The following is a 25151-nucleotide window of genomic DNA, read 5'->3' as shown; positions in this document are numbered from 1 at the left end:
GGCTCCGGGGCGGGGGCGTCCCGGAAGCCGTGGATCGACTGTGTTCGGCAGACGTCAGTCGTTGATGCAGACGTTGCCGGAAGCGGCGTTGAGCAGCCCGACGATGTCGATGGTGTTGCCGCAGAGGTTGATCGGGATGTGGATCGGGATCTGGATGACGTTGCCCGAGATGACACCCGGGGAACCCGCGGCCACACCCTTGGCTCCGGAGTCGGCGACCGCACCGCCGGCGACGCCGGCGAGAGTGGCGCCCACAGCGGCGGTGACGACTGCTGCCCTGGCGATTCGTGACATGGGAGACACCTTTGCTTGGACGTACGGGACGAGCACCCGGTCGGTGACGGCCGGGAGCCCGGATCAACGTGCGGGAATCACAAAGGTTTCGTCCGTGAAGCGACCGGGTGACCCCGATATGAGCCGAATGGGTGCCGAGTGTGGGCTGATCAACAGCAATAGGGGTTTCCCCATTGGCTTCCCGGCTGGCAGGGTTCCGTCGTACAGGCAATTCGGCCTCTTCGACCATGGGGATGACTGGCGAGAATGATTGGCGCCCTGCTGACGTCACCGATCGAATCCGCCGAGTCCTTCGACGATCCCGCCTTCGACGGCCCGGTCTCCGGCGGCGCGAACGCGACGCCCGCGCTGTTCCCCGAGGAAGAGGCGCTCATCGCCAGGGCGGTGGAGAAGCGGCGCAGGGAGTTCACCACAGTGCGGGCCTGCGCCCGGACGGCTCTGGGCCGGCTGGGCGTCGCCCCCGGTCCCATCGTCCCCGGGCAGCGCGGAGCCCCCCAGTGGCCTTCCGGCATCGTCGGCAGCATGACGCACTGCGCCGGCTACCGCGCGGCGGCCGTCGCGCGCAGCGCCGACATACTGACCATCGGGCTGGACGCGGAGCCCAACGCGCCACTGCCCAACGACGGCGTGCGGGAGCTGGTGACCCGCCCGGAGGAGCACGGATGGCTGGCCCGGCTGAGCGCCGAGCGGCCCGACGTGTGCTGGGACCGGCTGGTGTTCAGCGCCAAGGAGAGCGTCTACAAGGCGTGGTTTCCGCTCACCCGGCTCTGGCTGGACTTCCAGGACGCCGTCGTCGAGGTGGACCCGGCTGAGCAGACCTTCCGCGCACGGCTGCTGACGCCGGATCCACTCCTGGCGGCGACCGGAAACCGGCTGTCCGGCTTCGAAGGCCGCTGGCTGGTCCGCGACGGCCTGATCGTGACGGCGATCGCCGTTCCCGGCCACTAGTCACGGGCGCGCCCCGCTGTTGGAGGGGGGGCGACCGCCGCACTGGGCCGTAGGCACCGGCGGGCCGCGCTGAGCCATGGGCACCAGCAGCAGCGCGTCAGCCGTCCGCGCCCTGCCCCGCCGATGCCCGCCGGCGTGGTCAGCCCTCCGGCGATGCCACCCGTTCGGCGAAGGCCGCCAGCTCCTCGCGCCAGCCGTCCGCCAGTGGTGTGGTGGCGGCGATGTCGCGGGCCCGCCGGACGAGCTCGTCGATCAGCTGCTCGGTGACGTCCTGTTCCTCGGGGTCCAGCAGCAGCTCGCGCAGCAGCTGTGCGTCCCAGGCGAACTCCGGGCCTCCGTCGAGGAAACCGCGCAGCCGCCACGCGGCGTGCAGCGGGCGGGCGTAGCCGTCGTACGGGGCGTCGAGGTCGGGGCGGCCGGCGAGAGCCGCCCCCAGGCGCAGCGGGTGGCGCAGGGCGTACCAGCCGGCCGCGCAGCCGCGGTCGCAGCCGGACACGCAGTGGCCGGGCCAGGGGTCCTCGAGGTACTCGGCGGCCATGGCCTCGTGCGTGTACGCGCCGATCGCCCGCTGGACCCGCAGTTCGTCCCAGATCTGCCACGCCTCGGCGGGCAACCGGGCCACGAGCCGGTCCGCGTGGGCGAGGGCGAGGTCGCCGGCGAGTGTGGCGGTGGATTCGCCGAAGCGCCGGGAGTCGCCCGCCCAGCCGCTGTGCTCGTGCTCGGCGGCCCGGCCGGCGTGCAGGGTGGGGATGCCCCTGCGCAGGGCGGCGTTGTCGCGGACGTCGGCGCGTATGAGGGTGCAGGTGTCGAGGAGTTCGAGGGCCACGGCGGTGTCGACGGCGGCGGTGGCGTCCGGATCGCCGCCGGCCGCGAGATAGCCGGTGAGGAAGACGGTCGGACGGGCCCTGTCTCCGCCCGCGGTCACCAGCTCGGCCAGGGACTCGATCAGCCCGGCGCCGCGGGCGTCGGCGGTGCGCCACAGGCGGTGTTCCTCGTCGAAGAGGCCGCGCAGCCGTTCCTCGACGCGGTCGAGCATCCTCGCCCGCTGGTGCCGCGGCGAGGGCGTGCGGGGCGTCACCGGTCCGGGCGGCTGGGGTTGCTTCGACATCGTGTGCCTCCCTGGTTCGAGTGCGGCCGTCGGCCGGCCCTGGCGGGCGGCGGCTCCGCTCTCGACGGCGGAGGGTGACCGGCCAGGAGACTGCCCAGCCGTACGCGCTGGAAGCGCTGGTTTCCTGCCAAACGGGGCGTCTGAATGATTCGGGGGTGACGGATGGAACGCCAGGTGGTCCGGGACCGACCCCGCCGGAGCGCCGGACGGCCCCGGGGTGACGACCGGCCCGGCATGTGCGTGCCGTCTGTACAGCGCGCGTGGTGGGCGGTTACAACGGGGGCGGGCCACGGGAACCGGCTTTCGGAGGCAACCATGCGCAGAATCGCGATCGTCGGCGCCGGACAGGCGGGGCTGCAGCTGGCCCTGGGGCTGCGGGCGGCGGGGTACGAGGTGACCGTGGTCTCCGCCCGCACGCCCGAGGAGGTCCGCGGCGGGCGGGTCATGTCCACGCAGCTGATGTACGGTCCGGCACTCGCCCTGGAGCGCGAGCTGGGCCTGAACCTGTGGGACGAGCAGACGCCACGGATCGACGGAGTGCGCATCAGCCCCACCGATCCTCCGGGGGTGCTTGCCCCGGAGCGGGCCATCTCCGGCGCCCTGGACGAGCCGGCCCGCTCCGTCGACCAGCGGGTGAAGACCTCCCGGTGGCTGGAGCTCTTCGAAGAGCGCGGCGGCCGGGTGGAGTACCGGAAGGTCACCGCGGAGGAACTGTCGGGCGTGGCGGCGGGCCATGACCTGACGGTCGTCGCCTCGGGGCACGGACCACTGGGGGAGATCTTCGGGCGCGACGAGCGGCACAGCCCGTTCCAGGCCCCGCAGCGCGCGCTGGCCTGCGTGTACGTGCACGGCACCCGGCCGGATCCGACGCCGCCGCCAGGTTATCTGCGCATGTACGCGTTCCCGGGGGTCGGGGAGTTCTTCGTCCTGCCCGCGCTGACGGCCTCCGGGCCGTGCGACATCCTGCTGTGGGAAGGCCGTCCGGGCGGCCCCTTCGACTGCTGGGGCGACGTCCGGGACCCGGGTGCGGCGCTGGAACGGTCGCGGCAGCTGCTGCGCTCGTACGCGCCCTGGGAGTACGACCTGTGCGCGGACGCCGTGCCGACCGACGCCGGCGCCCTGCTGACCGGAAGCCTGGTCCCGGTGGTGCGGCACCCGGTCGCGGAGGTCGCCCCGGGCTCGTACGTGCTGGGCATGGCCGACGCGGTCGTACTCAACGACCCGGTGACCGGGCAGGGCTCCAACAACGCGGCGCGCTGCGCGGACCGCTATCTGGCTTCGATCCTGGCGCGGGACGAGCGGCCCTTCGACCGGGCGTGGATGCACGAGACGTTCGCCGGCTGGTGGGAGCACGCCCGGCACGCCACCGCCTTCACCAACATGGTCCTGGACGCTCCGCTGCCGGACCACGTCCAGCACGTCCTGGCCGCGGCCGCCCAGCACCCGGAACTCGCCCGCCGCTACGTCAACGGCTTCGCCGATCCCGCGGACTATCAGGAGTGGCTGATGGACGCCGACCGGGCGGAGGCCTGTCTGGCGGCGGTGTCGGGGCGGGTAGCGGGGTGAGCGGCGTGGGAACGGGCGCCGGGATGGGCGTGGGCTAGCCTGACGCGATGGGCACGATGGGCGCGGCACGGCCGGGAGCGACGGCGGACCGCGCCGCGCGGACGCCTCTGCGGCGCCGCGCTCCGCACTCGCAGTGGCCCGTCGTCTGCGCGGTGTCCCTCGGTGGTGGGGCCGGAGCCGCGGCCCGTTACGGCGCGGCCTTGTTGTGGCCGACGGCGCCCGGTGCCTTCCCCTGGACGACGTTGCTGGTCAACGTGGTGGGCTGCGCGCTGATCGGGGTGCTGCTGGTGACCATCGCCGAGCTGGGCACGCCGCACCGGCTGACGCGGCCCTTCCTGGGCACCGGGGTGCTGGGCGGCTTCACGACGTTCTCCACGTACGCGGTGGACATCCGGCAACTGGCCGAGGACGGGCGCGTGGGCGCCGGTCTGGCCTACCTAGCGGTGACGCTGCTCGCCGCCCTGGCGGCGGTGTGGGCGACGGCCGCGGCGACCCGGCGGCTGATCGCCCTGCGAAGAGCGCGATGAGACTGCACGGCAAGGCCCTGCGCGTCACGGTCCTCATCGGCGAGTCCGACACGTACGCCGGCTCCGGCCGCCGCCCGCTCTACTCCGAGATCGTCCACCGTGCCCACGCGGCGGGCCTGGCGGGGGCCAGCGTCTTCCGCGGCATCGAGGGCTTCGGTGCCTCGTCGCTCATCCACACCTCACGGCTGCTGTCCCTGAGCGAGGACCTGCCGGTGGCCGTCGTCATCGTCGACACCGAGGAGCGCGTGCGGGCCTTCCTGCCCGTGTTGGGGGAGCTGGTCGGCGAGGGGCTCGTCACTCTCGACGAGGTCGAGGTGCTGCACTACAAGGGCCGTGGCCGGGAGACGCCCGCGTGAACTGGCTCCTCGTCATCGCCGGCGCCATGGCCGGCGCCCCACTGCGCTATCTCACGGACCGCTTTGTGCAGTCCCGGCACGACTCGGTGTTCCCCTGGGGCACGTTCGTGGTGAACGTGGTGGGCTGCTTCGTCCTCGGCGCGCTGACCGGCGCGATGCCGGACGAGCGGTGGCGGCTGCTGGTGGGGACAGGGCTGTGCGGTGCGCTGACGACGTATTCGACCTTCTCGTACGAGACGCTGCGCCTCGCCGAAGACGGTGCGCGGGGCTACGCGGCGCTGAACGTGGTGGGCAGTGTGGTGTGCGGGCTGGGTGCGGCGTTCGTGGGGGTGGGGGCGGGACAGGTGATGTGGAGCGGGTGATGTCCGCCATCGGGCCCATCGCCACGTTTTCCACAACGGAAAATCTCGAGTTGCCATGACGGAAACAGCGTGGTTCACTTTCCGTCATGGCAACTGATGAGCTCTCACGGTCGTCCAGGCCGTCCATGCCCACGCGGGAAAGCGCCGCCCAGTCCCTGGCGCTGGCCGAGGCGGCCCAGGCGGCGGTCGGGGCGATCGCACCCGGGCGCTGGTACCACCCGACGCTCTCCGCGTTCGTGGCCGCGATATTCCTCACCAATCTGCTGCCCGACCCGCTCGACATCACGGCCGTGGGCGTCCTGTTCGTGGGCATGATGACCTTCGTGTTCGTGCAGGCGCGCACGATGGGCGTCCTGCACCGGGTCACTCCGGAGGCGGGTCGTCAGGCGGCCGGCGGCGCGGTCATCGGCCTCGCGATGTACGTCGCCGCCCTCGTCGTGGACCGCCAGGCCGACATGCCCTGGGTATGGGTGCCCGCGGCACTGCTCACCGGAGGAGGCATCCTGATACTTGGAAACAACTCCCGCAAGAAGGGCATACCCGCCAAGTGACCGCTCCCGAAGACGGCTTCAACGAGACGATCCACGCGCCGAACCGGCTCCGGATCTGCGCCGCGCTCGACGCCGTCGAGGAGATCGAGTTCGCGACGATACGCGACACGCTGGGCGTGAGTCCTTCCGTACTGAGCAAGCACGTCACGGTCCTGTCGGACGCCGGCTACGTCGAGCAGCGCCGGGCCGTGCGCGACACGCGGCAGCGGGTGTGGCTGCGCCTGACCAAGGAGGGCCGGGCGGCCTACCGCTCCCACCTCGCCGCGCTCCGCGCCATCGTCAACGCCGAACTGAGCTGACCTGAGCGGGGCAGCCCCGCACCGGGCCGCGCCCCGTCAAGACCCGCCGGGCTGCTCGTCCGCCGCCGCGCCCAGGTGCTCCAGCAGTACGCGGCGCAGCTCGCGGGCCGCGCGTGGGGGCGGTGCGTCCTTGCGGTGGGCGACCGCCACGGTCCGGCGCATGCGCTCGCCCTCGAAGGGGGTGACCCGCAGGCCGGAGCGGGCCGCGACCATGCCGGGGACGACCGCGAGACCGAGACCGGCACGGACGAAACCCAGGACGGCGTCCATTTCGCCGCCCTCGACGGTGAAGGAGGGTTCGAAGCCCGCCGCACGGCACGCGGCGGTGGTGATCTCGCGTAGGTCGTAGCCGCGCCGGAACATCACCATCGGCAGTTCCCGCAGCTGCTCCACCCGGATGCTGCGGCCCCGGACGGGGGCCGGGGCGGCGGGGGACGACACCACGACCAGGTCCTCGTGGAGGAGCTCGGTCGTCGCCAGGGCCGGGGCGCCCACACCGAGCGGGGTGATGATCAGTGCGAGGTCGAGCCCGCCGTCGGCGAGACGGCGCACGAGGTCCTGCGAGCCGCCTTCGTCCACGTGCAGCTCGATGCCGGGAAACCGGGCGTGATAGGTGCGCAGGACATCCGGAACCAGGCTCGCGCACAGGCTCGGCGGTGCGCCCAGCCGGACCCGGCCACGGCGCAGCTGGGCGACTTCCTGCACCTCGCGGCGGGCCGTCTCGGTGTCCGCGAGCACGCGTCGGGCGAGCGGCAGCAGCGCCTCGCCCGCGTCGGTGAGGGTGATGTTGCCCCGGGCGCGGTGGAAGAGCTCGGCGCCCAATTCCCGCTCCAGGGCGCGGATCTGCTGGGAGAGCGAGGGCTGGGCGACGTGCAGCGCCTCGGCGGCGCGGGTGAAGTGCCGGACCTCGGCGACGGTGGCGAAGTAGCGGAGCTGCTGGAGTTGCACCACCGCAGGATAGATAGGGGGATCCTATGGAAACCAGCGCCACCATGTCTTGGACGCATGGAAAGAGCCCGCCTACCGTCGGTTGTCATGGCACTCGCGACCCGGACGGACCGGTCTCCGTCCCTCATCGGCTTCGTGTGGCGCTCGACCGTCGGCAAGAAGGCGGTCATGGCCGTCACCGGTCTGGTCATGCTGGCGTACCTGGTCGCCCACATGATGGGCAATCTGAAGGTGTTCTTCGGGGCCGGGGAGTTCAACCATTACGGGCACTGGATCCGCACCGTCGGCGAGCCGTTCCTGCACCGCGAGTGGTTCCTGTGGACGGCACGGGTGGTGCTGAGCGCCTCCGTCGTCCTGCACGGGGTGGCGGCGTACCAGCTCAGCCGCCGCGACATCGCCGCGCGCCCGGCCAAGTACGCGCACAAGCGGCCCCGGGCGAGCTATGCGACGCGCACCATGCGCTGGGGCGGGGTGATCGTGGGGCTGTTCATCGTCTGGCACATCCTGGACCTCACCACCCTCACCGTGAACCCCAACGCCCAGCAGGGCCGGCCGTACGAGAACCTCGTCGCGTCCTTCGACCGCTGGTACGTCAGCGCCTTCTACATCGTGGCGATGCTCGCGCTCGGCCTGCACATCCGTCACGGCTTCTGGAGCGCCGCCCAGACGCTGGGGGTGGGCTCGCCGCGCCGCGAGCGGGTGCTCAAGGTCCTCGCAGGCGGTCTGGCGCTCTTGCTGACCTGCGGATTCATCGCCGTGCCCGTGGGCGTCCTGACAGGAGTCGTGAGCTGAGATGAGCGAATACCTCCACTACCGCGTCGGTGTTCCCCTCACCGACACCAAGGCCCCCGACGGCCCCGTCGCCGAGCGCTGGGACCGCCGGCGCTTCGAGGCGAAGCTGGTCAACCCCGCCAACCGCCGCAAGCACACGGTCATCGTCGTCGGCACCGGACTGGCGGGCGGCGCGGCCGGGGCCACGCTGGCCGAACAGGGCTACCACGTCGTGCAGTTCTGCTACCAGGACTCACCGCGCCGCGCCCACTCCATCGCGGCCCAGGGCGGCATCAACGCCGCCAAGAACTACCGCAACGACGGCGACTCCGTGCACCGGCTGTTCTACGACACCGTCAAGGGCGGCGACTTCCGCGCCCGTGAGTCCAACGTCCACCGGCTCGCCCAGATCTCCGTCGAGATCATCGACCAGTGCGTGGCCCAGGGCGTGCCGTTCGCCCGGGAGTACGGCGGTCTGCTGGACACCCGCTCCTTCGGCGGCGTCCAGGTCTCCCGTACGTTCTACGCACGCGGCCAGACCGGGCAGCAGCTCCTGCTCGGCGCGTATCAGGCGCTCAGCCGGCAGATCGACGCGGGCACCGTCGAGATGCACGCCCGCTCCGAGATGCTCGACCTGATCGTCATCGACGGCCGGGCACGCGGCATCGTCGCCCGCGACCTGGTCACCGGCCGGATCGACACCTACATGGCCGACGCCGTCGTGCTGGCCTCCGGCGGCTACGGCAATGTCTTCTACCTCTCCACCAACGCCAAGAACTCCAACGCCACGGCTGTCTGGCGCGCCCACCGGCGCGGCGCCCACTTCGCCAACCCCTGCTTCACCCAGATCCACCCCACGTGCATCCCGCGCTCGGGCGACCACCAGTCCAAGCTGACGCTGATGAGCGAGTCGCTGCGCAACGACGGCCGCATCTGGGTGCCGAAGGCCAAGGGCGACACCCGGCCGCCGGCCGCAATCCCCGAGGAGGAGCGCGACTACTACCTGGAGCGCCTCTACCCCTCCTTCGGCAACCTCGTGCCGCGCGACATCGCCTCGCGCGCCGCGAAGAACGTCTGTGACGAGGGGCGCGGCGTCGGCCCCGGCGGGCAGGGCGTCTACCTCGACTTCGCCGACGCCATCGCGCGCATGGGCCGCGCGGCCGTCGAGGCGAAGTACGGCAACCTCTTCGAGATGTACGAGCGGATCACCGCCGAGGATCCGTACCGGGTGCCCATGCGCATCTACCCGGCCATCCACTACACGATGGGCGGCCTGTGGGTGGACTACGACCTGCAGACCACCGTGCCCGGCCTGTTCGCGATCGGCGAGGCCAACTTCTCCGACCACGGGGCCAACCGCCTGGGCGCGTCCGCGCTGATGCAGGGGCTGGCCGACGGCTATTTCGTGCTGCCCTCCACCATCAACGACTACCTCGCCCGCCACCCCCACGAGGCCGTGGACCCCTCCCATCCGGCCGTCACCGCCGCCGTCGCCGAGGTCACCGGCCGCCTCGCCCGGCTGCTGGCCGCCGACGGGGACCGCACGCCGGACTCCTTCCACCGGGAGCTGGGCGAGCTGCTGTGGGACGAGTGCGGGATGGCCCGTACCGACACCGGGCTGCGCAAGGCGCTGGACCGGATCCCCGCCCTGCGGGAGGAGTTCTGGCGCCGCATCAAGGTGCCGGGCACGGGCGGGGAGCTCAACCAGTCGCTGGAGAAGGCGAACCGCATCGTCGACTACCTCGAGCTCGCGGAGCTGATGTGCCTGGACGCCCTGCACCGCACGGAGTCCTGCGGCGGCCACTTCCGGGAGGAGAGCCGCACGCCCGAGGGCGAGGCGGCGCGCAAGGACGAGGAGTTCGCGTACGCGGCGGCCTGGGAGTTCACGGGCACGGGCAGCGCGCCCGTGCTCCACAAGGAAGACCTGCGTTTCGAGTACGTCCACCCCACCCAGCGGAGCTACGCGTGAACCTCACCCTGCGCATCTGGCGCCAGCGCACCCCCGAGGACGCCGGGGCCATGACCACGTACGAGGTCACGGGCATCAGCGAGGACATGTCCTTCCTGGAGATGCTCGACCACCTCAACGAGGAGCTGATCCTCTCCGGCGACGAGCCCGTCGCCTTCGACCACGACTGCCGCGAGGGCATCTGCGGCGCCTGCGGCATGGTGATCAACGGCCGGGCGCACGGCCCGGAGCGCACCACCACCTGCCAGCTCCATATGCGCCACTTCCGCGACGGCGACACGATCGACGTCGAGCCCTGGCGGGCGGCGGCGTTTCCCGTGGTCAAGGACCTGGTCGTGGACCGCTCGGCCTTCGACCGGGTCATCGGTTCCGGAGGCTATGTCTCCGTGCCCACCGGCTCCGCACCCGAGGCGCATGCGACGCCTGTGCCCAAGCCCGTCGCCGACCTGGCCTTCGAGCACGCCGAGTGCATCGGCTGCGGGGCGTGCGTGGCCGCCTGTCCGAACGGTTCGGCGATGCTCTTCACCTCGGCGAAGGTGGTGCATCTGAACGTCCTGCCGCAGGGCGCCCCGGAGCGGGAGTCCCGGGTGCTGGGCATGGTCACGGCCATGGACGAGGAGGGTTTCGGCGGCTGCACCAACACCGGCGAGTGCGCCACGGCGTGCCCCAAGGGCATACCGCTGCAGTCCATCGCCACGATGAACCGCGAATTCCTGCGGGCCACCCTCAAGGGCGGCCGGCGGCGCTGACGGCGGCCGGGCGGAGCCGGGACGGGCGGTGGTCGCGGGTGCGCAGGTGGAACGCGGCGGTCCCCAGCAGCCACATCGCCGCGAACCACACGGGCCCCAGCAGCAGGTGGCCGTACGGCGTGTCCCCGGTGAACCCGGCGGCCACGCTCACCTGCGTCGGACCGTACTCGGGGAGGATCTGCACCCCGTCCTTGGTGGCGCCGGGATTGCTGATGGGGTTCTGCAGCATGGTGTCCAGCAGGCTGGCCATGATGATCACGAACAGCCCCTCCAGCTCGTTGCGCAGGAACGCCCCGAGCAGGATGCCGATCCCGCCGTAGCCGACCCCGGCCGTGAACAGTCCGGTGGCCAGCAGCCAGGGCCGGACGGGGTCCCAGTACCAGCAGATCACGGCCGTGGCGTAGCCGGAGATCAGGGCCGCCGCGAGCACCATCGCGTTGACCTTGGCGACGAGCAGGCAGATGCGGGGGTAGCCGGCCAGGACGAGGCGGCGGTCGAAGGCGAGCGACTTGAACGTCGTCATGAACATCATGAAGCCGACGATCAGCGTCACCGCGTTGATCGCGCCGGAGACCATCGTCAGGTGGTTGCCGTCGACGGTGAGCCGCCGGCCGGCGGCCCGCAGCAGGAAGGTGCTGGGCGCCGGGGCGACGAACCAGTGCACCATCGTCAGCCAGAAGGGGATGTAGAAGACGACCAGTACGAGGGCGAAGCGATTGCGCAGGTGTTCCAGCAGGGCGAACCCCGCGGCCGTGGCGAAGCGGCGCCTCGCGGTCCGCAGCCGGCTCATGCGTTCCGCCCCGGGAGCAGGGCGGCCCCGGCGTCGGCCGGCCGTGGCCGCCACGGCTCCGCGACGCCGTCGTGCAGGCGGTACAGCTGATCCAGCCGCCCGGTGTCCCAGGCCAGGTGGGAGACGACGAGGACGCACCGTCCCCGGTCGCGCAGGCGGGCGGCGACGTCCCAGAACCGCAGGTAGGTCTCCCAGTCGAAGCCCTGGTACGGCTCGTCGAGCAGCAGGACGTGCGGGTCGTGCATCAGGGCGAGGGTCAGGTTGAGCTTCTGCCGGGTGCCGCCGCTCAGCGCGGCGACGCGGGTGCGGCGGTACTCGCCGAAGTGCAGCTCCTCGATCAGTTCCGCGGCCCGGCGGGTGTCTTCCAGGCCGTAGGCGACCTGGAAGTGGCGCACGTGCTGCTCGACGGTGAGGAAGTCGTTGAGGACCGTCTCCTGGGGGCAGTAGCCGAGCGAGCCCCGGTGCGCGACGTCACCGGAGTCGGCCGCGATCTGCCCGCACAGGATGCGCAGGAGCGTGGTCTTGCCCGCGCCGTTCTCCCCCACGATCCCGGCCAGGGTGCCCGGGCCGAGCTCGAGACGGACGCCGCGCAGCACCCGGCGGGAGCCGTAGGACTTGTGCAACGCGCCGACGCGCAGGGCGTGCGGCGCTGCGAACACCTCGGATGTATCGGACACGCCGGTTCAACGAACGGCGCGGCGGCGCGTTGCGAGCGGTGTCAGCGCGCTCCGAAGACCTGGGTCCAGCGGGGGCCGCCGGGGGCCTTGTTGATGCCGATGCCGATCTCCTTGAAGGAGCAGTTGAGGATGTTCTTGCGGTGGCCGTCGCTGTTCATCCACGAGTCCATGACGGCGGCCGCGGTCTGCTGCCCGTAGGCGATGTTCTCGCCGTAGGTGCTCCACTTGTAGCCGGCGGCGGTGACGCGCTCGCCCGGGCCCTTGCCGTCGGGGTTGGTGTGGTCGAAGAACGAGCGGGCCGCCATGTCGTCGGAGTGGCCCTGCGCCGCCGCGTCCAGGAGGCTGTTGGAGGACACGGGCGAGCAGCCCACCTTGGCGCGCTCGCTGTTGACCAGGGAGACGACCTGCTGGCCGAGGGAGCCGCCGCCCGGGTTGCCGGCGGGGGCCTTGGACGTGGCCTTCGGGGCGCGGGAGGCGGTGCGCTCGGGAGTGGGGCTGGCGGTGCGCGCTTCGGCGGACTTGGAGGGCTTCGCCGAGGGGGAGGAGGCGCTGGGCGAGGGGCTCGCCGAGGCCGACGCGCTGGGCGAGGCGGACTGCGAGGGGCCGGTGCGCAGCGGGGAGGGCTCCTTGGCGCTCTGCTGCTTCAGGTCGCCGGGGGCCTCGGCGGACCCGGCCTTGACGGTCGTGTCCTGGGAATCCTGGAAGAGGTAACCGCCGCCCAGCACGCCGCCGCCGACGATCGCCAGGATGCCCGCGCCGATAACGACCCGCCGGGCCGTACGGGAACGGCCGCCCGCGCGGTGGCCGTGGCTCCCGCCCCCGCGGCGGGCGCCGGCACGGCGGCCCCGGGGCCCGGGTATGCCCGCGTGCGCGGAGGAGGTGTGTGCCACGGCCTCGCCGTGGAGGGTGGCCCCGCCGCCCCACCGGGCGAGCAGCGCGGCGCCGACCGGCACCAGCCCGAGGCCGACCAGCAGCCCCTCCGCCGGGTACAGGGCCGCCAGGGTGCCGGAGCAGCGGCCGCAGCCGCGCACGTGCCGGGCTATGCGCTTGCGCCACAGCGCTGAGGGGGCGCCGTCCCAGGAGGCGACGACGTCCGCGAGCTGGGGGCAGCGCGGGTGGGCGGCGAGCGCCTGGACGACGCCGCGGGCGGTGTCCAGCTGGGTCTTGGTCCGCTGGATGCGGACGGCCGCGTGCTGCGGGGTGAGCTCGAGGGCGGCGGCGACCTCGGCGCGCTGGAGTTCGCCGGCGGCCTCCAGCCACCACAGGGACAGGACCTCCTGCTCCCCCTCGTCGAGCCAGCGCGTGGCCTCGGCGGCGTCCTTGCGCTGGCCTTCCAGGCCGAGCCGCACGATGGTCAGGTCGACGAAGTCGGCCTTGGGGTCGGGCACTTCGCCGACCACGTCCTGCAGTCCACTGACGGGGGCCTCGAGACGGTCCGCCCGGCAGTGGCTGCGTATCTGGTTCATGGTGATCGCCACGAGCCAGGAGCGGAAGCCGGCGGGGTCGCGCAGCCCGTCCAGGCCGTTGATCACGCGGAGCATGGTCTCCTGGACGACGTCGTCGACGTCGGCGTGCCCGTTGAGGGCGCGACCCACGATGTTGTAGACCAACGGCAGGTGGGAGGCGACGAGCTCGTCCTGCGCCGCGGTGTTTCCGGCCTGCGCCGCTTCCACCACGGCCACGTTCACACTCTTCACGCCCGCACCTCTTTCCGCACCCGCCACGTTGGCGTTCGATCCGACACCTAGGAGACCGGGCGTCGGTCCGCAGATAACAAAAAAGTAGGTGCGAATGTACGCGAAGAGACTCAGGCACCCGTCCGGACGACGAACTCGCTGACGATTCCCGGAGCCGCAAACTCCGCGAATCCGACAGCCTCCTGCGCCGACATATCCCGAATGCGGTATCCGTCCTCCCCCGCGGCGACGGCAGCCGTGACAGTGGCCACACCTGACCGCCGCGAGAAGGGAGTCTGCGTGAAGGTCCACGCCAGCACCGCGTCCCGGTCGAGGGTCACCGTCTCCCGGCCGAAGGTGCCCGACCGTACGACGAGGTGCCGGCCGCGCACTCCATGGCCCAGCGACCGGTAGGCGTCGCGCGCCAGCGCCAGCGCGACCGGCACCGCGACCAGCGTCCAGACGGCCGCGCAGTACAGCAGCGCCGGCGTCAGCAGCCACCCGAGCGCCGCGAGCGCCACGGTCACCGGCAGCACCCCGAAGCCCAGCGCCCGCATCACCCGCCGCCGCAGGGCGGCCCGCGGATGCGGGCGCAGCGCGGGCCCGGGGCCGGCCGCGACCCCCAGCACCCCCGCGCACACCCGCTCGGCCACCGCCCGGGGCGCGGGCGGCAGGACGACGCTGCGCCTGCGGTTCTCCTCCCGGTTGCCCAGACCCCCCGCGACCGCGCGGACGCTCGCGCCGCCGCCCGCGCGTAGCAGCAGCGGCTCGCGCAGGGCCACTCCGCACAGTCGCACGCGTTCCAGGGAGACGGCACGGGTGGTGAACAGGCCGCGGCGGACGCCGAGGGTGGTCGCATCGGTCCATTCCAGGCGATAGCGCCACCAGTTCTCGGTGTACAGCAGCACGGCGCCCACGACTCCCAGCGCCGTGACGACCAGCAGGGCGAGCGGAACGGTGACCCACAGCGCGCTGTTGCCGAACTCGCGGAAGAAGTCCCGGAGGAAGCCGATGCGCCACGGCTCGACCCCCATGGCGTCCAGCGCGCGCCAGGCGGAGCCGGCCACGGTGAGGACGCCGCCGAAGACCCAGAACGTGAGCGGCGCGTACCGCAGCCATCGCGCGTCGGCCACCGCCAGCACCGGGTCCCCGGCACCCCGGCCCGCCCCGGCCGCCCGCGCGAGCAGTTCCGCCCGCAGCCGCTCGCCCTCGGACCGCGACAGCGCCTCCAGCGACAGCTCGCCCTCGCGCCCGCCCCGGCCGCCGCCTCCGCCCGTGCCCGCGCGGAGCACGGTGAGCCCGAGCAGCCGCTGCACGGGGTTGGCGGTCAGGTCGACGCTGCGGACGCGGTGCAGGGGGACGGCCCGTACGCGTCGCGTGAACAGGCCCGTGCGCAGTTCGAGGGAATCGGCGGTGACGCGGTAGCGGGTACGGCGCCAGGTGAGGAAGCCGGTCGCGGTGATGCCGGCGAAGACGAGCGCGATGACGGCGAGCGTGATCCAGGCGCGTGCGTCCAGGCGCCCGCCCGTGGCGAGCGCGGTGAGCGCGAGCGAGCCGAGCGGCGCGCCCAGCCAGGCGCAGTGCGCCAGGAGCGTACGGGGGTCGAGCCGGCGCCACTGCCCGTTCACGCGGCGCCCCCCGGAAGGGTGCGGGCGGCCGCGTTGCCGATGTGCTCCGCCAGCTGCCGGGCGACCTCGTCGGACACCCCGGCGATCGTCACGTCCCCGGCCGTGGAGGCCGTGGTGACGGTCACCGTGGCGAGTCCGTACCGCTGCTGCAGCGGGCCGCGCCGGGTGTCGACGGTCTGCACCCGGGACAGCGGGGCTATCCGGCGCTTCTGCCAGAACCAGCCGCTCGCCGCGTAGACCGCCGAGTGCCCCACCTCCCAGGCGTGCACGCGGTAGCGCACCCTCGGCATGGCCAGGGCGTACCCGAGCGCGGGCAGGATCAGGACGACAGTCACCAGCGGGCCCAGCCAGGGCAGCGCCCCGGGGAAGAACAGGACCGACAGCACGAGCAGCGTCACGGCCGTCAGCAGCAGGGGTCCGCTCACCGTGAGCCACGCCTGCGCGGCCCACCAGCGCCGGGCCCGGGGATCGACCCGGTGGCACGGCGGCCGGAGTCCTACCTGCGGAGGGTGCGGAAGTCCGGCCACCATGTCCCCCGTTTCTTTCCAAGTCAGTTGTATCGTGAAGAGCCAGGCTATGGCAATACAACTGACCTGTAAAACGGAAGGGGCAGCACCCGTGCCCAAGCTCGTCGACCATGACGAACGCCGCCGCAGCATCGCCGGCGCCCTGTGGCGGATCGCGTCCACGCGCGGGCTCGACGGCGCGAGCATGCGGGACGTGGCGGCCGAGGCGGGCATGTCGCTCGGGCAGCTGCAGCACTACTTCCGCAGCCGGGGCGACATGCTCGTCTTCGCCCTCGACCACATCAACGAACTCGCCGCCGGCCGTATCCGCGAGCGCGTGCGGGCGGTGGGCGGCACGCCTTCCCCGCGCGCGGTCCTGCGCGCGATCGTCGCCGAGATGCTGCCGCTGGACGACAACAGCCGCAGCGGCGTCCTGGTCCAGATCGCGTACTTCATGCAGGCCGTGCACGACGAGCGGCTGCGTCGCCACGCCAAGGAGGGCGTACCGCTGCTGCGGGCGATGCTCGCCGAGCAGATTCGGCAGGCCGTCGGGCGGGGGGAGGTGGCGGCCGACCGGGATCCGGAGACGGAGGCGATGCTGCTGCTCTGTCTGATCGACGGGTTGACTAGTTACACGCTGCTCGACGTTCAAACCCCTGCGGAGGCGATGCGGCTCGCTGACGCGCACCTCGACCGGCTGTTCGCGCCGTAACGAGGGTTTTCCCCTACCCGCCCCTTCCCGTAACCGGCGCTCCGCCCCGGACCCCGGTCCCCAAACGCGGAACGCGCTCGTTGGTTGCCATAACGGGCTGAAATTCAGCCCCCTCGGCGCTTCCCCGGTCGCAGCGCCGCCTCCAGCTCCTCCACCGCCTCCATCAGCAGTTCCGACGCCCGCACCGCCACCCCCTCCTCGCCCGCCGCCGTGCGCCAGGCGTCGTGGGCGCGGCGTGGGGCCGTCCAGTCCAGGGGGCGGCGTTCGCGGACGGCGGTCACCGCGTCCGGGAGGGCGGCGCGCAGGGCGGCCGCGAAGTGCTCGGCGCCCGGGGAGGGCTCGGCCTCGCGGTCCGGGATGTGAGCTTCCATCAGCATCGTCGCGCGGCCCATCGTGGCCAGCGCCGACTCCGCGCCGCGCTCGGCCTTGCGGGAGATGCCCCGGTGCCGCACCGGCTCCTTCTGGGCGCGGGCGGCGGCCTCCTCCCACTCCAGGCGCGCCGCCCGCGAGTCCAGCAGGGCCTCGCGCACCCGGCGCGGCTTGCGGACCGTCGGCTGGGCGTACAGGGCGAGCACCGCCAGGGCGTAACGGCCGTTGGACTCCAGCCAGTCGGCGAGCCGGTCGCGCAGCCGCAGCGTCTCCCAGGCGGGGAAGAGGGCGTAGGCGGCCAGCGCCAGCAGCCCGCCCAGCAGGGTCAGCGCCAGCCGGGCCTGTACGGTCTGCGACCAGCCCTCGCCCGCGATGCCGAGCAGGAAGACGACGTAGGCGGCGATGCAGGCGGAGGCCACGCTGTAGCCCGTACGCATCAGCAGGTACATCAGCCCGATGCACAGCACCGCCAGGGCGGCGCACACGTACATGCCCGGGTGCACGAGCACCATCAGCGCCCCGGCGAGCCAGACGCCCACCACGGTGCCGGCGAAGCGCGCCACGCCGCGCGAGTAGGTCTGCGCGAAGTCGGGCCGCATGACCATGACCGAGGTCATCGGCGCCCAGTAGCCGTGCCCGAGGGGCAGTGCGGACCCCAGGGCGTAGCCGGCCGAGACCACCGCCGTGACCCGGACCGCGTGCCGCCCGATGGCCGAGGACCAGCGCGCCTCGCGGCGCAGGGCCCGCAGACCGACGGGCACGAGGCGGGGCACGGAGGGGCGCAGCAGGTGGCGGCGGGTCCCGGCGTCGGCGGGGCGGGTCGACTCGACGCGCTCGTCGGCGGATTCGACGACGTCCGCGAGCAGCACCATCAGCCGCAGCGCGGAGCGGCGGGCCGCGCCGGTCAGAACGAGGCCGGACTCGTCGGGGACGTCGAGGGTGGCCATCACCTCCGGCGGCAGCCGTACCGGCTTGCCCCAGCGGACTGCGTGCGCCACCGCGTCCAGGACGACGGCGGCGGCCGCCAGCAGCTCCCGGGCACGGTCGCGCTCGGGTCCCTCGGGAGGGGGGCCCAGGACGGGGTCGGCGAGCGAGGCCAGCACGGGCCGCAGCCGCTCGGCCAGACCCCTGGGTCCGCCCAGCTGGCTGGGTCTGCGCCGGGCCTGGCGGGGGGTCAGGGCGGCGGCGCTGCGGGCGTCCATCAGCGGCTGGGGGTCGAAGCGGGCCTCCGGGTCGTGGCGCAGGCGGCGCGCGTAGTCGGCCTCGGCGGCCAGCGCGTCCGCGAGGGCGTCGCGCTGACGGCCCCAGGGGCGGATCGGGAAGACGACGATGAGCGCCGCCTGCACCAGTCCGCCATAGACGATCAGGGCGGCGTGGTGCAGCGCGCCGAGCACGGAGGTGGGCAGGGTGACGGTGAACAGCATCACGGCCACCATCTGGGAGGCCACCATGCCGGAGACCGGGCCGATGGCCCACGCCATGCCGGCCAGCAGCGTCCAGACGGCCAGCAGGACGGCGAAGACCACATGGTCGCCGATGGCGATGTAGCCCAGGAACGTGCTGATGCCGAGCCCGACCGCCACGGCCAGCGCCAGCACCGGCCGCGGCCGCCAGCTGCGCTGGAAGGTGGCCAGGCCCGAGGCGAAGGCGCCGAAGGCCGAGGACACCGCGAGCTTGGGCGTGCCGAGCCACAGGATGAGGCCGATGACGATCGCGACGCCGCACGCGCCGCGCAGCGCCACGAGCGGCTCCAGCTTGGTGCGCTCGATCGTCAGCCCGGCGCGTGCGGTGTCCTTCAGCGCGCTCGACCAGGTCATGCCCGCAGCTTACGGTCCGATCACCGCATAACGGGGCAATCAGGACTAACGGTGGCTGGGGAACCCCAGGTCCACGCCGCCGTCCTCCGGGTCGGGCCACCGGGTGGTGACGACCTTGCCGCGCGTGTAGAAGTGCACGCCGTCGTTGCCGTAGATGTGGTGGTCGCCGAAGAGGGAGTGCTTCCAGCCGCCGAAGGAGTGGTAGCCGACCGGCACCGGGATGGGCACGTTGACGCCCACCATGCCCGCCTCGACCTCCAGTTGGAAGCGGCGGGCGGCGCCGCCGTCGCGGGTGAAGACGGCGGTGCCGTTGCCCCACGGCGAGGCGTTGATGAGGGCCACGCCCTCCTCGTAGGTCTCCGCGCGCAGCACGCACAGCACCGGGCCGAAGATCTCGTCGCGGTAGGCGTCCGCGTCGGTCGGCACCTTGTCCAGCAGGGACAGCCCGATCCAGTGCCCCTCCTCATAGCCCTCCACCGTGAAGCCGGTGCCGTCCAGGACGACCTCCGCGCCCTGGGCGGCCGCGCCGTGGACGTAGGAGGCGACCTTGTCGCGGTGGGCCTTGGTGATCAGGGGGCCCATCTCGGACGTGGGGTCGTCGCCCGGACCGATCTTGATCTTCTCGGCGCGCTCGCGGATCTTCGCCACCAGCTCGTCGCCGGTGCCGCCGACCGCGACGACCGCGGAGATCGCCATGCAGCGCTCGCCGGCCGAGCCGTAGGCGGCCGAGACGGCGGCGTCCGCGGCGGCGTCGAGGTCGGCGTCGGGCAGGACCAGCATGTGGTTCTTGGCGCCGCCCAGCGCCTGGACGCGCTTGCCGTGGGCGGAGGCGGTGGTGTGGATGTGGCGGGCGATGGGCGTGGAGCCGACGAAGGAGACGGCGGCGATGTCGGGGTGTTCGAGCAGGCGGTCGACGGCCGTCCGGTCGCCGTTGACGACGTTGAGGACGCCGTCGGGCAGGCCCGCCTCGGCGGCGAGCTCGGCCAGGCGGAGCGCGGCCGAGGGGTCCTTCTCGCTCGGCTTGAGGACGAAGGTGTTGCCGCAGGCGATGGCGAGCGGGAACATCCACATCGGCACCATGGCCGGGAAGTTGAAGGGCGTGATGCCCGCGACGACGCCCAGCGGCTGGCGGATCGAGGCGACGTCGACGCGGCTGGAGACCTGTGTGGACAGCTCGCCCTTGAGCTGCGTGGTGATCCCGCACGCCAGCTCGACGATCTCCAGACCGCGGGCGACCTCGCCGAGCGCGTCGGAGTGGACCTTGCCGTGCTCGGCGGTGATCAGTGCGGCGAGCTCGTCGCGGTGGGCGTCGAGCAGCGCGCGGTAGCGGAACAGCACCGCCGTGCGCGCCGCCAGCGAGGAGCCGCCCCACGTCTCGTAGGCGGCCTTGGCGGCCGCGACGGCCGCGTCGACCTCCTCGACGGAGGCGAAGGCCACGCGCGTGGTGACGGCACCGGTCGCCGGGTCGGTCACCGGTCCGTACTCGCCCGAGGTGCCCTCGACGGACTTGCCGTCGATCCAGTGGTTGACGGTCTTCATGGGCTGCGGCCTCTCCTACGGTCAAAGATAACGTCGACGGGCGGCGGCGTTGCGGTCGTACTCCTCCCGGGCCGTCACGGCCGCCGGGCGGGTCGCGGTCTCGGCGACAGGCACATCCCACCACGCCTGGGCAGGGGGCGCGCCGGACAGTGTGTCGGCTGTTTCGGTCTCCACATAGACACATGTGGGCCGGTCGGAGGCGCGCGCCTCGGCCAGCGCCGCGCGCAGCTCGAGGACGGTACGGGCCCGCAGCACGGTCATGCCCAGGGAGGCGGCGTTGGCGGCCAGGTCCACGGGCAGCGGGTCGCCGGTGTAGGTGCCGTCGGGCGCCCGGAAGCGGTAGGCGGTGCCGAAGCGTTCGCCGCCGACGGCTTCCGAGAGGCCGCCGATGGAGGCGTAGCCGTGGTTCTGCACCAGGATCACCTTGATGGCGATCCCCTCCTGCACGGCGGTGACCAGCTCGGTCGGCATCATCAGGTAGGTGCCGTCGCCGACCAGCGCCCACACCGGCCGGTCCGGGTCCGCCAGTCGCACGCCGATCGCGGCCGGGATCTCGTAGCCCATGCAGGAGTAGCCGTATTCGAGGTGGTACTGGCGGCGGGAGCGGGCCCGCCAGAGCTTGTGCAGGTCGCCGGGGAGCGAACCGGCCGCGTTGATCACCACGTCCTCGTCGCCGACGACGGTCTCGAGCGCGCCGATCACCTGGGTCTGGGTGGGGCGCCGCCCGTCGCCGTCCTCCCGCCAGGAGTACGCGTACTCGACCGCGGCGTCCCACTGCGTCTTCCCGGCGGTGTACGCGCTCACGTACTCCGGCGCGACCCGGTGGCCCCGCAGCCCGTCGGCCAGCGCCCGAAGGCCGGTGCGGGCGTCGGCGACCAGGGGCAGCCCGGCCATCTTGTGGGCGTCGTGGGCGGCGATGTTGAGGTTGACGAAGCGGACGCCGGGGGCGGCGAAGAGGGTCGCGGAGGCGGTGGTGAAGTCGCTGTAGCGGGTGCCGACGCCGATGACCAGGTCGGCGGCGCCGGCGAGCGCGTCGGCGACGGCCGTGCCGGTGTGGCCGATGCCGCCGACGTCCGCCGGGTGGTCGTGGCGCAGCGAGCCCTTGCCGGCCTGGGTGGAGGCGACCGGGATGCCGGTGGCGTCGGCGAGCGCGCGCAGCTCCTCCTCCGCCTCGCTGTGGTGGACGCCGCCGCCCGCGATGATCAGCGGGCGCCGGGCGGCCCGTACCGCCTCGACGGCGGCGGCCAGTTCGGCGGGGTCGGGCGCGGGGCGGCGCACCTGCCAGACGCGGTCGGCGAAGAACTCCTCCGGCCAGTCGTACGCCTCCACCTGGACGTCCTGGGGCAGGGCGAGGGTGACGGCGCCGGTCTCCACGGGGTCGGCCAGCACCCGCATGGCCTGCAGGGCGGCGGGGATCAGCGCCTCGGGGCGGACGATCCGGTCGAAGTAGCGGGAGACCGGGCGCAGGCAGTCGTTGACGGAGACGTCGCCGGCCGCGGGGTGTTCGAGCTGTTGCAGCACGGGGTCGGCGGGCCGGGTCGCGAAGGTGTCGCCGGGGAGCAGGAGCACCGGCAGGCGGTTGATCGTGGCGAGGGCGGCGCCGGTGACGAGGTTGGTGGCGCCGGGGCCGATGGAGGTGGTGACGGCGTGGGCGGAGAGCCGGTCGCAGTGGCGGGCGTAGCCGACGGCGGCGTGCACCATGGCCTGCTCGTTGCGGCCCTGGAGGTAGGGGAGCGCGTCCCCGGTCTCCAGCAGCGCCTGGCCGACGCCGGCGACGTTGCCGTGGCCGAAGATGCCCCAGCAGGCGGCGATCAGGCGCCGGCGGCGGCCGTCGCGTTCGGTGTACTGGTGGGCCAGGAACTCCACCAGGGCCTGGGCGACGGTGAGACGGCGGGTCATCGTCCTCGTTCTCCCTCGGGGTACAGGGGCAGCCGCGGGTCGACCGGCGTGTCCGGCCATGTGGTGCGGATCCAGGCGTGGTCGGGGTGGTCGCGGATGAGCCACTCCCGCTCGCCGGGCCCGGCCATGACGTTGAGGTAGTACAGGGTGTGGCCGGGCGCGGCGATGGACGGGCCGTGCCAGCCGTCGGGGATCAGCACGGCGTCGCCGCTGCGGACCTCGGCCAGGACGTCGGTGCCCTTCTCGCGGGACGGCGAGACCCGCTGGTAGCCGAGGCCGGGCCGGCCGCCGGGCGCGTCGGCGACCTCGAAGTAGTAGATCTCCTCCAGCTCCGACTCCTCGCCGGGGCAGGGCTCGTCGTGCTTGTGCGGAGGGTAGGAGGACCAGTTGCCGCCCGGTGTGAGGACCTCCACCGCGATGAGCCTGTCGCAGGCGAAGACGTCGGCGGCGGCGAAGTTGTTGACCTGCCGCGAGCAGGTGCCGGTGCCGCGCAGTTCGACGGGGACGGCGGAGGCGGGAACGTAGCGCGCGGGCAGGGCCTGCTCGCAGCGGGCCCCGGTGAGCGCGAAGCGGCCGCCGCCTGCGGAGGTCACGGTGGCGTGGGCATCGCGCGGCAGGTAGGCGAAGTCGGTGACGGCGGTGAAGACGCTCTCGCGGCCCTCCAGTTCGAGGGTCACCTCGTCGGTGACGACGGTGCAGCCGCCGTTCAGCGGCAGCACGATCCATTCGCTGTCGCCGGTGGAGAAGGTGTGGCTGCCGCCGGGCGCGAGGGTCAGCACGCGCAGGGAGGAGTAGGCCCAGCCGGCGCGCTCGGGTGCGACGTCCAGGTCGTACGCGCCGCCGGCGGCGGTGCCGGCCGGTAGGTGCCGGTCACTTCGTGTCATAGCTTCCTCGTCTTCCGGTGCCCGGTGGTCCTCAATCTCCCCCAGCTAACGCTGGGAGGTGCCCCCCAGACGGGCTCGGTTCGAGCCCGTCCGGCGATTGAGGACAGGAAATGGTGAAAGGGCGGGTAGGGGAAGGATCCGCCCGGCACGCGGCCGCTCACAGCAGTCCCACCGCCGTGTCCACCGCCGTCGCCACATCGCCGTCCGGCGGGTACAGCAGGGCCCGCCCCACCACCAGCCCCCGCACGGTCGGCAGCCGCAGCGCCGCGCGCCAGCGTTCGTACGCGGCCTCCTGCCGGGCCGCGTCGCCGCCGACGTCGCCGCCGAGCAGCACCGCCGGGAGCGTCGACGCCTCCATCACGCGCTCCATGGCGGCGGGGTCGTCGGTGACCGGGACCTTCAGCCAGGTGTACGCGGACGTGGCGCCGAGCCCCGAGGCGATGGCGAGGGAGGTGGTGACGGCCTCCGCGCCGAGGTCGTTGCGGACCGTGCCGCCGACGCGCCGGGACAGGAACGGCTCCACGAAGACCGGCAGCCGGCAGGCGGCCATCTCGTCGATGGCGCGGGCGGCGGACTCCATCGTGGTCAGGGAGCCGGGGTCGTCGTAGTCGATGCGCAGCAGCAGCTTGCCGGCGTCGAAGCCGCGCCGGACGAGGTCGTGCGCGCGGGGCCCGGTGAAGCGGTCGTCCATCTCGAAGGAGGCGCCGAGGAGGCCGCCGCGGTTCATGGAACCCATGACGACCTTGTTCTCGAGGGCGCCGAGCAGCAGCAGGTCGTCGAGGATGTCGGCGGTGGCGAGCACGCCGTCGACGCCGGGGCGCGAGAGGGCGAGGCAGAGCCGCTCCAGCAGGTCGGCCCGGTTGGCCATCGCCAGGCTCCGGCCGGCGACGCCGAGGGCGCCGCGCGCGGTGTGGTCGGCGGCGATGATCATCAATCGGCCGCTGTCGCCGAGCAGGGGCCGGCGCCCGCGCCGCGCGGCGGCCTCGGCGATGGCCTCGGGGTGCCGGCTGCGCACCGTCGGCAGGTCGGCGATACGGATGGGCGTCACGAGGTGCCCTCGGCTTCCATGGGGCGGTCGGGTCGGTCGGCGAGGAGGACGGCGACCTCGTCGTCCGTCGGCATGGCGGACGAGCACGCCAGCCGGGAGGCGACGATCGCGCCCGCCGCGTTGGCGTAGCGCACGGCGCGCTCCAGGTCCCAGCCGGCGAGCAGCCCGTGGCACAGCGCGCCGCCGAAGGCGTCGCCCGCGCCCAGGCCATTGACGACCTCCACCGGCACGGGCGGGACCTGCGCGGTGGTGCCGTCGCGGTGGACGGCGAGGACGCCCTGGGGGCCCTGCTTGACGACGGCGAGCTCCACGCCCGCGGCCAGCAGTGCCCGGGCCGCGGCGTACGGTTCGCGCTCGCCGGTGGCGACCTCGCATTCGTCGGCGTTGCCGACGGCGACGGTGGCGTGGGCGAGGGCCGCGGCGTAGTGGGGCCGGGCGGCGGCCATGGCGGCCGGGCCGGTGGCGCCCCCGGCGCCGGAGGCGCCGCCCTCGCCGCCCCAGAACATCGGCCGCCAGTCGAGGTCGAAGACGGTGGTGCCGCGCTTGGCCCGCGCCGCGAGCGCGGCGAGGGTCGCCGACCGGCTGGGCTCCTCGCTCAGGCCCGTACCGGTCACCCAGAAGATCCGGGCCGCCCGGACGGCGTCCAGGTCCAGTTCGGCGGCGTGGATCTCGAGGTCGGGCGCCTTGGGGCGGCGGTAGAAGTACAGCGGGAAGTCGTCCGGCGGGTGGATCTCGCAGAACGTCAGGGGCGTGGGGTAGGCGGCCACGGGCGTCACCCAGCGGTCGTCGACGCCGAAGTCGCGCAGCGCCCGGCGGACGTAGCCGCCGAAGGGGTCGTCGCCGGTGCGGCTGATCAGGGCGGTGCGGCGGCCCAGCCGGGCCGCGGCGACCGCGACGTTGGCCGCCGAGCCGCCCAGGAACCTCCCGAACGTCTCGACCTCCGCCAGCGGCACCCCGGTGCGCAGGGGGTAGAGGTCCACCCCGGCCCGGCCCATGGTGACGAGGTCGTACGGACCGGTCATGATCTCCCCTCCGCCCTTCGGTTCCGGGCTCAGGTCTAGCCGGGGGCGCACGGCGGTGTCAAGCATTTGTCCTTACATAAGGACGTCGCGGGGCGGGTATTGACGTTACGTCTATATGTCCGGACGAAACCTTGAC

Annotated in this window: 25 protein-coding genes; 11 read left to right on the top strand and 14 right to left on the bottom strand. The window is 73.0% G+C overall.

Annotation, left to right across the window (positions count from 1 at the left end):
- Positions 1-54 precede the first annotated feature (54 nt).
- A complete protein-coding gene (locus ACIGXW_RS20135; protein ID WP_399574255.1) occupies positions 55-294 on the bottom strand; it encodes a chaplin in 240 nt (79 codons plus the stop codon).
- 246 nt (positions 295-540) lie between these two features.
- Between ACIGXW_RS20135 and ACIGXW_RS20130 the strand changes: the two genes are divergently transcribed.
- Complete coding sequence (locus ACIGXW_RS20130) at positions 541-1242, top strand: 4'-phosphopantetheinyl transferase (protein ID WP_399574254.1); 702 nt, start codon at positions 541-543, stop codon at positions 1240-1242.
- Between the two features lie 139 nt (positions 1243-1381).
- On the opposite strand, the gene ACIGXW_RS20125 is transcribed toward ACIGXW_RS20130, so the two are convergent.
- Entirely contained in the window at positions 1382-2350 is a 969-nt protein-coding gene (locus tag ACIGXW_RS20125; RefSeq protein ID WP_399574253.1) for a polyprenyl synthetase family protein, read from the bottom strand.
- A gap of 315 nt (positions 2351-2665) precedes the next feature.
- On the opposite strand from ACIGXW_RS20125, the gene ACIGXW_RS20120 reads away from it, so the two are divergent.
- From ACIGXW_RS20120 to ACIGXW_RS20095, 6 genes are all read left to right on the top strand, one after another.
- Complete coding sequence (locus ACIGXW_RS20120; RefSeq protein ID WP_399574252.1) at positions 2666-3916, top strand: styrene monooxygenase/indole monooxygenase family protein; 1251 nt, start codon at positions 2666-2668, stop codon at positions 3914-3916.
- Between the two features lie 56 nt (positions 3917-3972).
- Positions 3973-4443, top strand: a complete 471-nt coding sequence (locus ACIGXW_RS20115; RefSeq protein ID WP_399574646.1) for a fluoride efflux transporter FluC — start codon at positions 3973-3975, stop codon at positions 4441-4443.
- Entirely contained in the window at positions 4440-4799 is a 360-nt protein-coding gene (locus tag ACIGXW_RS20110) for a DUF190 domain-containing protein (protein WP_399574251.1), read from the top strand. Before ACIGXW_RS20115 ends, ACIGXW_RS20110 begins: the two co-directional genes overlap by 4 nt.
- Positions 4796-5161 carry a fluoride efflux transporter CrcB gene (gene crcB, locus ACIGXW_RS20105; protein ID WP_399574249.1) on the top strand — a complete coding sequence of 122 codons (366 nt, stop codon included), beginning with the start codon at positions 4796-4798 and terminating at the stop codon, positions 5159-5161. The genes ACIGXW_RS20110 and crcB overlap by 4 nt, the downstream gene beginning before the upstream one ends.
- 125 nt (positions 5162-5286) lie before the next feature.
- A complete protein-coding gene (locus ACIGXW_RS20100) occupies positions 5287-5712 on the top strand; it encodes a hypothetical protein (protein ID WP_399574248.1) in 426 nt (141 codons plus the stop codon).
- On the top strand, positions 5709-6011 hold the full coding sequence (locus ACIGXW_RS20095; protein WP_071964394.1) for a transcriptional regulator: 303 nt from the start codon (positions 5709-5711) through the stop codon (positions 6009-6011). The genes ACIGXW_RS20100 and ACIGXW_RS20095 overlap by 4 nt, the downstream gene beginning before the upstream one ends.
- Positions 6012-6047: 36 nt before the next feature.
- On the opposite strand, the gene ACIGXW_RS20090 is transcribed toward ACIGXW_RS20095, so the two are convergent.
- Positions 6048-6959 (bottom strand): LysR family transcriptional regulator, encoded by a 912-nt coding sequence (locus ACIGXW_RS20090; protein WP_399574246.1) that lies wholly within the window; start codon positions 6957-6959, stop codon positions 6048-6050.
- Positions 6960-7046: 87 nt separating this feature from the next.
- Here ACIGXW_RS20090 and ACIGXW_RS20085 point away from each other — a divergent pair, with 87 nt between their 5' ends.
- The 3 genes from ACIGXW_RS20085 to ACIGXW_RS20075 are packed head-to-tail and all read left to right on the top strand — an operon-like array spanning position 7047 to position 10448.
- Positions 7047-7751, top strand: a complete 705-nt coding sequence (locus tag ACIGXW_RS20085; protein WP_399574244.1) for a succinate dehydrogenase cytochrome b subunit — start codon at positions 7047-7049, stop codon at positions 7749-7751.
- Position 7752: 1 nt separating this feature from the next.
- Positions 7753-9699 carry a fumarate reductase/succinate dehydrogenase flavoprotein subunit gene (locus ACIGXW_RS20080; RefSeq protein ID WP_399574242.1) on the top strand — a complete coding sequence of 649 codons (1947 nt, stop codon included), beginning with the start codon at positions 7753-7755 and terminating at the stop codon, positions 9697-9699.
- Positions 9696-10448: a succinate dehydrogenase/fumarate reductase iron-sulfur subunit gene (locus ACIGXW_RS20075; protein ID WP_399574240.1), complete on the top strand. Its 753-nt coding sequence runs from the start codon at positions 9696-9698 to the stop codon at positions 10446-10448. Before ACIGXW_RS20080 ends, ACIGXW_RS20075 begins: the two co-directional genes overlap by 4 nt.
- Here ACIGXW_RS20075 and ACIGXW_RS20070 read toward each other — a convergent pair.
- From ACIGXW_RS20070 to ACIGXW_RS20050, 5 genes are all read right to left on the bottom strand, one after another.
- Complete coding sequence (locus tag ACIGXW_RS20070; RefSeq protein WP_399574238.1) at positions 10426-11238, bottom strand: ABC transporter permease; 813 nt, start codon at positions 11236-11238, stop codon at positions 10426-10428. The two genes, ACIGXW_RS20075 and ACIGXW_RS20070, sit on opposite strands and share 23 nt — an antisense overlap.
- The gene (locus ACIGXW_RS20065; RefSeq protein ID WP_399574644.1) at positions 11235-11897 is read right to left on the bottom strand and encodes an ABC transporter ATP-binding protein; all 663 of its coding nucleotides are present in this window, start codon (positions 11895-11897) and stop codon (positions 11235-11237) included. The genes ACIGXW_RS20070 and ACIGXW_RS20065 overlap by 4 nt, the downstream gene beginning before the upstream one ends.
- A 59-nt stretch (positions 11898-11956) precedes the next feature.
- Positions 11957-13612: a sigma-70 family RNA polymerase sigma factor gene (locus tag ACIGXW_RS20060; protein ID WP_399574236.1), complete on the bottom strand. Its 1656-nt coding sequence runs from the start codon at positions 13610-13612 to the stop codon at positions 11957-11959.
- Between the two features lie 110 nt (positions 13613-13722).
- Complete coding sequence (locus ACIGXW_RS20055) at positions 13723-15219, bottom strand: PH domain-containing protein (RefSeq protein ID WP_399574234.1); 1497 nt, start codon at positions 15217-15219, stop codon at positions 13723-13725.
- Positions 15216-15749, bottom strand: a complete 534-nt coding sequence (locus ACIGXW_RS20050; protein WP_399574232.1) for a PH domain-containing protein — start codon at positions 15747-15749, stop codon at positions 15216-15218. Before ACIGXW_RS20050 ends, ACIGXW_RS20055 begins: the two co-directional genes overlap by 4 nt.
- 88 nt (positions 15750-15837) lie before the next feature.
- On the opposite strand from ACIGXW_RS20050, the gene ACIGXW_RS20045 reads away from it, so the two are divergent.
- Positions 15838-16437: a TetR/AcrR family transcriptional regulator gene (locus ACIGXW_RS20045; RefSeq protein ID WP_399574230.1), complete on the top strand. Its 600-nt coding sequence runs from the start codon at positions 15838-15840 to the stop codon at positions 16435-16437.
- A 104-nt stretch (positions 16438-16541) separates the two neighbouring features.
- Here the strand turns inward: ACIGXW_RS20045 and ACIGXW_RS20040 are convergent, their stop codons facing one another.
- From ACIGXW_RS20040 to iolC, 6 genes are all read right to left on the bottom strand, one after another.
- Positions 16542-18623 carry an FUSC family protein gene (locus tag ACIGXW_RS20040; protein ID WP_071965652.1) on the bottom strand — a complete coding sequence of 694 codons (2082 nt, stop codon included), beginning with the start codon at positions 18621-18623 and terminating at the stop codon, positions 16542-16544.
- Between the two features lie 45 nt (positions 18624-18668).
- The gene (mmsA, locus tag ACIGXW_RS20035; RefSeq protein WP_360909719.1) at positions 18669-20162 is read right to left on the bottom strand and encodes a CoA-acylating methylmalonate-semialdehyde dehydrogenase; all 1494 of its coding nucleotides are present in this window, start codon (positions 20160-20162) and stop codon (positions 18669-18671) included.
- 21 nt (positions 20163-20183) lie between these two features.
- The gene (iolD, locus tag ACIGXW_RS20030; protein WP_071963558.1) at positions 20184-22061 is read right to left on the bottom strand and encodes a 3D-(3,5/4)-trihydroxycyclohexane-1,2-dione acylhydrolase (decyclizing); all 1878 of its coding nucleotides are present in this window, start codon (positions 22059-22061) and stop codon (positions 20184-20186) included.
- Complete coding sequence (gene iolB, locus ACIGXW_RS20025) at positions 22058-22945, bottom strand: 5-deoxy-glucuronate isomerase (protein ID WP_399574229.1); 888 nt, start codon at positions 22943-22945, stop codon at positions 22058-22060. The genes iolD and iolB overlap by 4 nt, the downstream gene beginning before the upstream one ends.
- Before the next feature lie 157 nt (positions 22946-23102).
- Positions 23103-23993 (bottom strand): deoxyribose-phosphate aldolase, encoded by an 891-nt coding sequence (locus tag ACIGXW_RS20020; RefSeq protein WP_360909713.1) that lies wholly within the window; start codon positions 23991-23993, stop codon positions 23103-23105.
- The gene (iolC, locus tag ACIGXW_RS20015) at positions 23990-25015 is read right to left on the bottom strand and encodes a 5-dehydro-2-deoxygluconokinase (RefSeq protein ID WP_399574227.1); all 1026 of its coding nucleotides are present in this window, start codon (positions 25013-25015) and stop codon (positions 23990-23992) included. Before iolC ends, ACIGXW_RS20020 begins: the two co-directional genes overlap by 4 nt.
- Positions 25016-25151: the final 136 nt, after the last annotated feature.

The sequence above is a fragment of the Streptomyces sp. NPDC053079 genome (assembly GCF_044546695.1).
In the GTDB taxonomy this organism is placed as follows: Bacteria; Actinomycetota; Actinomycetes; order Streptomycetales; family Streptomycetaceae; genus Streptomyces.
The sequence above is the reverse complement of the archived record's forward strand: the minus strand, read 5'-3'. Positions and strand labels throughout refer to the sequence as shown.

Coding starts and splice junctions, on each gene's coding strand:
- ACIGXW_RS20070 (WP_399574238.1), bottom strand. CDS start 11,238: ATGAGCCGGCTGCGGACCGCGAGGCGCCGCTTCGCCACGGCCGCGGGG.
- ACIGXW_RS20125 (WP_399574253.1), bottom strand. CDS start 2,350: ATGTCGAAGCAACCCCAGCCGCCCGGACCGGTGACGCCCCGCACGCCC.
- ACIGXW_RS20080 (WP_399574242.1), top strand. CDS start 7,753: ATGAGCGAATACCTCCACTACCGCGTCGGTGTTCCCCTCACCGACACC.
- mmsA (WP_360909719.1), bottom strand. CDS start 20,162: ATGAAGACCGTCAACCACTGGATCGACGGCAAGTCCGTCGAGGGCACC.
- ACIGXW_RS20115 (WP_399574646.1), top strand. CDS start 3,973: ATGGGCGCGGCACGGCCGGGAGCGACGGCGGACCGCGCCGCGCGGACG.
- ACIGXW_RS20130 (WP_399574254.1), top strand. CDS start 541: ATGATTGGCGCCCTGCTGACGTCACCGATCGAATCCGCCGAGTCCTTC.
- ACIGXW_RS20085 (WP_399574244.1), top strand. CDS start 7,047: ATGGCACTCGCGACCCGGACGGACCGGTCTCCGTCCCTCATCGGCTTC.
- ACIGXW_RS20120 (WP_399574252.1), top strand. CDS start 2,666: ATGCGCAGAATCGCGATCGTCGGCGCCGGACAGGCGGGGCTGCAGCTG.
- ACIGXW_RS20050 (WP_399574232.1), bottom strand. CDS start 15,749: ATGGTGGCCGGACTTCCGCACCCTCCGCAGGTAGGACTCCGGCCGCCG.
- ACIGXW_RS20040 (WP_071965652.1), bottom strand. CDS start 18,623: ATGACCTGGTCGAGCGCGCTGAAGGACACCGCACGCGCCGGGCTGACG.
- ACIGXW_RS20100 (WP_399574248.1), top strand. CDS start 5,287: ATGCCCACGCGGGAAAGCGCCGCCCAGTCCCTGGCGCTGGCCGAGGCG.
- iolD (WP_071963558.1), bottom strand. CDS start 22,061: ATGACCCGCCGTCTCACCGTCGCCCAGGCCCTGGTGGAGTTCCTGGCC.
- iolB (WP_399574229.1), bottom strand. CDS start 22,945: ATGACACGAAGTGACCGGCACCTACCGGCCGGCACCGCCGCCGGCGGC.
- iolC (WP_399574227.1), bottom strand. CDS start 25,015: ATGACCGGTCCGTACGACCTCGTCACCATGGGCCGGGCCGGGGTGGAC.
- ACIGXW_RS20110 (WP_399574251.1), top strand. CDS start 4,440: ATGAGACTGCACGGCAAGGCCCTGCGCGTCACGGTCCTCATCGGCGAG.
- ACIGXW_RS20135 (WP_399574255.1), bottom strand. CDS start 294: ATGTCACGAATCGCCAGGGCAGCAGTCGTCACCGCCGCTGTGGGCGCC.